The sequence below is a fragment of the Streptomyces sp. NPDC001393 genome, assembly GCF_053597455.1.
The window spans coordinates 116,214-123,730 of the sequence record NZ_JBSFIH010000025.1 but is presented as its reverse complement, the minus strand read 5'-3'; the positions used below and the strand labels follow the sequence as shown (position 1 = coordinate 123,730).

At 72.2% G+C, this 7,517-nt stretch carries 5 protein-coding genes; 4 read left to right on the top strand and 1 reads right to left on the bottom strand.

Features of this window, described 5'->3' with window-relative positions:
- Positions 1-232: 232 nt before the first annotated feature.
- The 3 genes from ACWC2T_RS25640 (at position 233) to ACWC2T_RS25630 (ending at position 3,105) form a co-directional block, all read left to right on the top strand.
- Complete coding sequence (locus tag ACWC2T_RS25640; RefSeq protein ID WP_450672694.1) at positions 233-928, top strand: SDR family NAD(P)-dependent oxidoreductase; 696 nt, start codon at positions 233-235, stop codon at positions 926-928.
- Between the two features lie 8 nt (positions 929-936).
- Complete coding sequence (locus ACWC2T_RS25635; protein ID WP_450672698.1) at positions 937-2,040, top strand: S-adenosylmethionine:tRNA ribosyltransferase-isomerase; 1,104 nt, start codon at positions 937-939, stop codon at positions 2,038-2,040.
- Positions 2,041-2,340: 300 nt separating this feature from the next.
- Positions 2,341-3,105 carry a transglycosylase SLT domain-containing protein gene (locus tag ACWC2T_RS25630; protein ID WP_450672693.1) on the top strand — a complete coding sequence of 255 codons (765 nt, stop codon included), beginning with the start codon at positions 2,341-2,343 and terminating at the stop codon, positions 3,103-3,105.
- A gap of 83 nt (positions 3,106-3,188) precedes the next feature.
- On the opposite strand, the gene ACWC2T_RS25625 is transcribed toward ACWC2T_RS25630, so the two are convergent.
- Positions 3,189-5,765 (bottom strand): FHA domain-containing protein, encoded by a 2,577-nt coding sequence (locus ACWC2T_RS25625; RefSeq protein WP_450672692.1) that lies wholly within the window; start codon positions 5,763-5,765, stop codon positions 3,189-3,191.
- Between the two features lie 241 nt (positions 5,766-6,006).
- Between ACWC2T_RS25625 and ACWC2T_RS25620 the strand changes: the two genes are divergently transcribed.
- Positions 6,007-7,517 (top strand): streptophobe family protein (locus tag ACWC2T_RS25620; RefSeq protein ID WP_450672691.1); only part of this gene is annotated, 1,511 nt, incomplete at its 3' end.

Here is a 7,517-nt window from a genome sequence, read left to right as displayed (position 1 = left end):
GCGGCGAGTGGGGGCACCTCCCACGCCCTTGAGGCAGTGGGGGAGCGTGCATGGCGTCGCGGGGCAGACGGGAGTTTGACGACAGGGCCTAGGTCCCGGGGCCCCGGACGTGCGGTGTACGGCGAAGGGCCCCTGCGTTCTGCGGCTCGCGTCCGAGGCGGCCGGGGCGGCGCCGTTCCTACGGTGTGCTCACCGCCGGACGGAGGCGGGAGGCGACGAGGGGACGGTAGTCATGCCGGTGGCGATCATCACGGGGGCCTCCAGGGGCCTGGGGCGGGCGCTCGGAGAAGCGCTGGCCGCGCGCGGCTGGGATCTGGTGCTGGACGCCCGGGGCGCCGAGGCGCTCAAGGAGGCCGCGGAGAGCATCGCAGGGCACGGCACGCGCGTGGAGGTGCGGGCCGGGGATGTGACGGACGCCGGGCACCGGGCCGCGCTGGTGGCAGCCGCGCGCCGGCTGGGCGGGGTCGACCTGCTGGTCAGCAATGCGAGCGCGCTGGGCGCGGAGCCGCTGGTGCGGCTGGCCGAGCTGCCGCTGGAGGGGCTGCGGCGGGCGCTGGAGGTGAACGTGGTGGCCGCGCTCGGCCTGGTCCGTGAGGCGCTGCCGCTGCTGCGCCGGGCGCCGGCCGGGGCGGTGGTCGCGGTCAGCTCGGACGCGGCGGCCGAGGCGTACGAGACCTGGGGCGGTTACGGCGCCTCGAAGGCGGCCCTGGACCAGCTGACGGCGGTGCTGGGCGTGGAGGAGCCCGGCCTGCGGGTGTGGGCGGTGGATCCCGGGGACATGGCGACGGAGCTGTACGCGGCGGCCGTACCCGGCGACGACGATCCGCGTCCGGCGCCGGACACGGTCGTACCGGCGTTCCTGCGACTGCTGGACGAACGGCCGGCCAGCGGGCGGTACGCGGCGCCGGCGCTGCTGGAGGCGCGGTGACCGTCACCATGGGGCCCCCGCGCGAGCCGGTTCGAGCGTGGGGAAGGGTTCCGCCGGAGCTGTCCGCGCGCGTGCCCGCCGAGCAGCGCGGTCCGGGGCTGGACCGGGACGCCGTACGGCTGCTGGTGTCACGCGGGTCGGAGGTCGGGCATCACCGGTTCCCGGAGTTGCCGCGGCTGCTGCGGGCCGGTGACCTGCTGGTGGTGAACACCTCGCCCACACGGGCCGCCGCGGTGGACGGGCGGATCGGGCACGCGCGCGTGGTGGTGCATTTCTCCACGCGCGGGGACGACGGCCGGTGGGCGGTCGAGCTACGGGATCCGGACGGGCGGGGTACCACGCGCGCGCGTACGGGCACGCGTGGGGGTACGGAGGTGGAGCTGCCGGGGGCGGGGCGGCTGGTGCTGGTGGAGCCGCTGAGCCCGCGCGGGGAGCGGCTGTGGTGGGCTCGGGCGGACAGGGACGTCCGCGCGGTGCTGCGGGCGCACGGGCGGCCCATTCGCTACTCCTATACGGAGCGCGACCAGCCGCTGTCGGCGTACCAGACGGTGTTCGCGCTGCCGTCGCCGGACGGGGAGGGCAGCGCGGAGATGCCGAGTGCGGCGCGCCCGTTCACCGCGGGCCTGGTGGCGGCGCTGGTGAGCCGGGGGGTGCAGTTCGCGCCGGTCAGGCTGCACACGGGGGTGGCGTCGGCGGAGGTGCACGAGCCGCCCTATCCGGAGCGGTTCTCGGTGCCGGAGGCGTCGGCGCGGCTGGTCAACGCCGTGAGAGCGGGGGGAGGCAGAGTGATCGCCGTGGGTACGACCGCCGTGCGGGCCGTGGAGTCGGCGGCGGGGCCGGAGGGGGTGGTGCGGGCGGCCGAGGGGTGGACGGACCTGGTCGTGACGCCCGAGCGCGGGGTGCGGGTGGTGGACGGGCTGCTGACCGGGCTGCACGAGCCGGAGGCCTCGCATCTGCTGATGCTGGAGGCGGTGGCGGGGCGGGCCGCGGTCGACCGTGCCTACGAGGAGGCGCTCCGGGGGCTCTATCTGTGGCACGAGTTCGGCGACGTGCATCTCATCCTCCCGGCGGAGACCTCTCACACAGAGCGTTGCGATGGCAACTCACGGTGAAACTGTTACGTCCTCGATGTGAGGCCGCGCATAGGGCCCACATCACGTACGACCGGGCATAGGAGATAAACCATCCCCACATGAACGGGACAGACGGTCCAGTCTGTCCCGTTTTGCCCTTCAGTGATCCACTATCGAGGATCGTACATCACACCTTTGCCTGGGGATTTTGCGCCAGCTAAGAATTGCTCCCGTCGCTCAGCGCCGTGGGTCTGCGGCCCGCGGCGTTCGTGTGGGAGGAGCCGATTCCCCCGGCGGACGCAGGAGCGACCTCCGCGCTATCGAAGAGGTCCATCAGCCATGCCCAAGAACATCCTCAACCGTGCTCATAGTCTTGCCCTGACCAAGCGTCTTGCCCTGACCAAGCAGCACAGGATCGCCGTCGCCGGCGTCGCCGCTCTCGGCACCGCCGCCATCTGCATCTCGGCCGTCCCCAGCAACGCCGACACCGTCACCACCGGCTCCCCGGCCGCGGCCGCGCAGGTCGCCGAGAGCACGGCCCTGAAGAACGTCAAGGGCACGGTCACCGACCAGCTCGCCCCCCAGACGGTCAAGCTCGACACGTTCGCCGCGCAGAAGAAGGCCGCCGACGAGGCCGCCGCCGCCAAGCAGCGTGCCGAGGCCGCGAAGAAGGCCGCCGCCGAGGCCGCCGCGAAGAAGGCCGCTCAGGACCGCGCCGCGACGGAGACCGCGAGCCGCTCCGCCCAGCGCATCGACATGCAGCCGGTCGCCGCGAAGACGTACGCCAACAACCTCGACGGCTGGATCCGTCAGTCCCTGGACATCATGAGGCAGCACGGCATCCCGGGCTCCTACAGCGGTCTGCACCGCAACATCATGCGTGAGTCCTCGGGCAACCCGATGGCCATCAACAACTGGGACATCAACGCCGTCAACGGCATCCCGTCCAAGGGCCTGCTGCAGGTGATCCAGCCCACCTTCAACGCCTACCACGTGCCCGGTACGTCGTGGAACATCTACGACCCGGTCGCCAACATCACCGCCGCCGCCAACTACGCGGCCCACCGGTACGGCTCGATGGACAACGTCAACAGCGCGTACTGAGGCCTGGCGCGGACCTCAACGACGTGACGCCGAAGGGCGGCACCCCATTGCGGGGTGCCGCCCTTCGCGTCGTACCGGCACGGTTACTTGCGCATGACCTCCGGCTCGTGGCGGCGCAGGAAGCGGGCCACGACGAAGCCGCAGAGCACACCGAGACCGAGCAGCACGCCCATGTCGGCGAACCACTGGCCGAGCGAGTGGTCCCAGAGCGGGTCCGGGTTGGTGGGATCCCAGGGCAGCAGCACGTTCAGCTGGGCGGTGGCGCCTGCCGCGGACACCGCCCAGCGGGCGGGCATCAGCCAGGAGATCTGATCGACGCCGACCTTGCCGTGCAGCTGGAAGAGGCAGCCGGTGAAGACGACCTGGACGATCGCGAACATCACCAGCAGCGGCATGGTCTTCTCGGCGGTCTTCACCAGCGAGGAGATGATCAGGCCGATCATCATCGAGGTGAAGCCGAGCGCCATGATCGGCAGGGTGAGCTCCAGGACCGGCGAGTTCTTCAGCAGCAGGCCCTCCTGCGGCACCTTGTCGCCGCGGAAGAGAAGGCCGATCGCGCCGATGATGCCGCCCTGCAGCATCGTGATCGCGCCGAGCACGATCACCTTGGACATCAGGTACGCCGAGCGGGACAGGCCGGTGGCCCGCTCGCGTTCGTAGATGACCCGTTCCTTGATCAGCTCACGCACGGAGTTCGCGGCGCCGGCGAAGCACGCGCCCACGGCGAGGATGAGCAGGATCGTGCTGCCGTCCCGGTTAGTGAAGTGGGTCCGCGCGGGGCCGAGACCGAGACCGTACTCGGCGGGGATCAGCGTGCTCACCACGCCGAGCACGGCCGGCAGCAGGAACATCAGGGCGATGAAGCCGCGGTCGGAGGCGATCACCGCGGCGTAGCGGCGGATCAGCGTGGCCAGCTGCGAGCCCCAGCCCTGCGGCTTGGGCGGCCTGATCGGCTGCATCGGATGCATCGGTACGGCCTGCGGGGCAACGGCGTCGACGTCTGCGGCGTACATCTGGTAGTGCTGCGAGCCCTTCCAGCGGCCCGCCCAGTCGTAGTCGCGGTAGTTCTCGAAGGCGGAGAAGACATCGGCCCAGCTGTCGTAACCGAAGAAGTTCAGCGCCTCCTCCGGCGGGCCGAAGTAGGCGACCGCGCCGCCCGGCGCCATCACCAGCAGCTTGTCGCACAGAGCCAGCTCGGCCACCGAGTGGGTGACCACGAGGACCGTACGGCCGTCGTCTGCGAGGCCGCGCAGCAGCTGCATGACGTCGCGGTCCATGCCCGGGTCGAGGCCCGAGGTCGGCTCGTCCAGGAAGATCAGCGACGGCTTGGTGAGCAGCTCCAGGGCCACCGAGACACGCTTGCGCTGACCGCCGGAGAGGGAGGTGACCTTCTTGTCCTTGTGGATGTCGAGCTTGAGTTCGCGCAGCACCTCGTCGATGCGCGCGTCGCGCTCGGCCGCGGTGGTGTCGGCCGGGAAGCGCAGCTTGGCCGCGTACTTCAGGGCCTTCTTGACGGTCAGCTCCTTGTGCAGGATGTCGTCCTGCGGGACCAGACCGATGCGCTGGCGCAGCTCGGCGAACTGCTTGTACAGGTTGCGGTTGTCGTACAGGACCTCGCCCTGGTTGGCGGGCCGGTAGCCGGTGAGCGCCTTGAGCAGGGTCGACTTGCCGGAACCGGACGGGCCGATGACCGCGATCAGGGACTTCTCCGGGACGCCGAAGGAGACGTCCTTCAGGATCTGCTTGCCGCCGTCGACCGTGACGGTCAGATGGCGGGCGGAGAAGGAGACCTCACCGGTGTCGACGAACTCCTCGAGCCGGTCGCCGACGATCCGGAACGTGGAGTGGCCGACGCCGACGATGTCGGCCGGGCCCAACTGCACCGAGCCGCCCTTGGGGATCGGCTGGCCGTTGACGTAGGTGCCGTTGTGCGAGCCGAGGTCGCGGATCTCCAGCCGGCCGTCCGGCGTGGCGTGGAACTCGGCGTGGTGCCGGGAGACCTGGAGGTCGGAGACGACCAGGTCGTTCTCCAGGGCACGGCCGATGCGCATCACCCGGCCGACGGCGAACTGGTGGAAGGTGGTCGGGCTGCGGTCGCCGTAGACCGGCGGCGCCCCCGCGTCACCACCGGGCGTGTTCTGCCCATACTGATCCGCGGGCCCCGCCTGCTGCTGCGGGAACGCGGGCGCCTGCTGCTGCCAGCCCTGCTGCGGCGCGGGCGCCTGGTGCGGTACGGCCTGCGGCGCGGCCGGTGCCTGTTGTGCCTGCGGCGGTGTGGCGGCCTGCGCCGCGGCGGATGCCTGCTGGGCCCAGCCCGGCGCCCCCGCGCCCTGTGCGGCGTACGGCGCCGGCTGCTGCTGACCGACCGCGGCGCCCGACAGGTTCAGCCGCGGTCCGTCGGTCGCGTTGCCCAGGTGCAGCGACGCGCCCGGCCCGATCTCCACCTGCTGGATCCGCCGGCCCTGCACGAACGTGCCGTTGGTGCTGCCATGGTCCTCGATGACCCAACTGCGGCCGTTGAAGCTGACCGTGGCGTGCCGCCAGGACACCCTGGCGTCGTCGAAGACGATGTCACCCTGCGGATCGCGGCCGAGGGTGTAGGGCCTGGACGGGTCCAACGTCCAGGTCCGTCCGTTTGATTCCAGTACGAGTTCCGGCACTCCATGCCCCACTGAGTTGTCCCCCGAATTACCCCCATCACAGGGAGTCTAGGGATGTCGAACATCGGGGGGAACTATTTCAGGCCCGGCCCGCTGACCGAAACCCGGGCCTTGTCAACGGGCGCCCGTGCACGCTTCAACTCGCCCCGTTGACGGGGTTGAAACCGGGCCGGAGAGTGGTAATCCCGGCGAGGGGGACAAGCGCGGCTCCGGTGCCGCGCCGCGGATCGGGGGGTCTGACATGAGGTCTGCCACGAACGCCGAGACCGCGCGGCGGGCCACGACGGTGCCCTGGACGGACGTTGTGCTGTCCGCGGTCGCCGCGGTGAGCTGGGCGTTGATCGCCATGGCGGGCACGGCCGCGCTCGGCCTGCACCTCCTGGGAGCGGACACGGCAGGCTCACTGGGCCCCATGACGGCGGCCGTTGTGGCGCTCGGGGCGGGTGGTTCGGTCACGCCGTCGGGCGATGTCTCCGCCTTCGGACTGAAAGGCGCCGAGGCCCACACGGCCATCGAGATCACGCCACTCGGGGTGAGTCTGGCCGGTGCCGTGCTGCTGTCGTGGTTCTTCCTACGGTCCTTGCGCACGGCCGGAGTTGTCGTCGCACCCGCCGAACTCCTGGCCCGCGCGGGCACGGTGGTCGCGCTCTTCGTCGCGCTGCTCGGCGGTCTCGCCTGGGCCGGTCACGACGTCGTCACGATCGACGGCGGCTCGCTCGGACTGGACAGGCTGCCGGGCACGGGCGGCGGCGGGGGAGGCGGCGGACTGAGCATCCCCGGCCTCGGCGACGTGAGCGGACTGCTGCCCCACCGTCTCGGCGACCTGATCCACGCCAAGGCAGCGGTCGGCTTCACGGTGGACACGACGGCCACGCTGCTCGGCGGCGCGCTCCGGTGTGCCGGCGTCCTGCTCATCGCCCTGCTCGCCTCCCGGCGCGCTCCGCTGCCGCCGGGGTGGTCCGCGGTGCACCGGGTGGTACGGCCGCCGGTGTCGGCGCTAGTCACCGTGGTGCTGGTGGCCGTGGCGGCAGGGCTCGCCGCGGCGGCGTACGCGGCGATCGGCGACGACCATCCCGGGCGGATCGCCGGTGCGGCCCTGCTCGGTGCGCCGAACGGTATCGGGCTCGGCCTCCCCCTCGGTCTCTTCGTCCCCTGGGACGGCCGCGCCTCCGGCGTCCTCGCCCGGTCCCTCCCCCACCCGCTGGACCAGCTCCTCGCGGCGCACACCGATCAGCCGGTGACAGTGGGCCGACTGGCCGGCCTGGACGGCCGGGTGTGGCTGCTGGCCGTGGCCGCGGCACTGGCGATGCTGCTGGCCGGCGCCCTGACGGCGGTCCGCACACCGGTGGTGCGGCAGACCGGCGGCGCCCTCGGCTTCGCCGCCCGGTGCGGCCTGCGCCTCGGTGTCACCACCGCGCTCGCCCTGCCCCTGCTCGCCTGGCTCACGGCCGTGTCCCTGACCGCCTCCCTGTCCGTCCTCGGCTTCGACGCCTTCGGGGCCGGCCTCGACCTGCACGGGCGCCTCGGCCCGGCCCTGCTGCTCGGCGCGGCGTGGGGCGCGGGCGCCGGCGCGATCGGCGCCCTGGCGGCGTGGGCGACCGGGGCGGCGGGAGCACGGGCGGCGTGGGCGGCTCGCGGGGTTCCGGGGAAGGGGGCGGTCGGGGGTGACGGTGGCAGCACGGGGTACGGCGGCGCCGTCCGTGGTGAGGCCGAGGGGGTCGGGTACGAGGGTGCCGGCGGAAGTCCGGTGTA

Coding starts and splice junctions, on each gene's coding strand:
- ACWC2T_RS25640 (WP_450672694.1), top strand. CDS start 233: ATGCCGGTGGCGATCATCACGGGGGCCTCCAGGGGCCTGGGGCGGGCG.
- ACWC2T_RS25635 (WP_450672698.1), top strand. CDS start 937: ATGGGGCCCCCGCGCGAGCCGGTTCGAGCGTGGGGAAGGGTTCCGCCG.
- ACWC2T_RS25630 (WP_450672693.1), top strand. CDS start 2,341: ATGCCCAAGAACATCCTCAACCGTGCTCATAGTCTTGCCCTGACCAAG.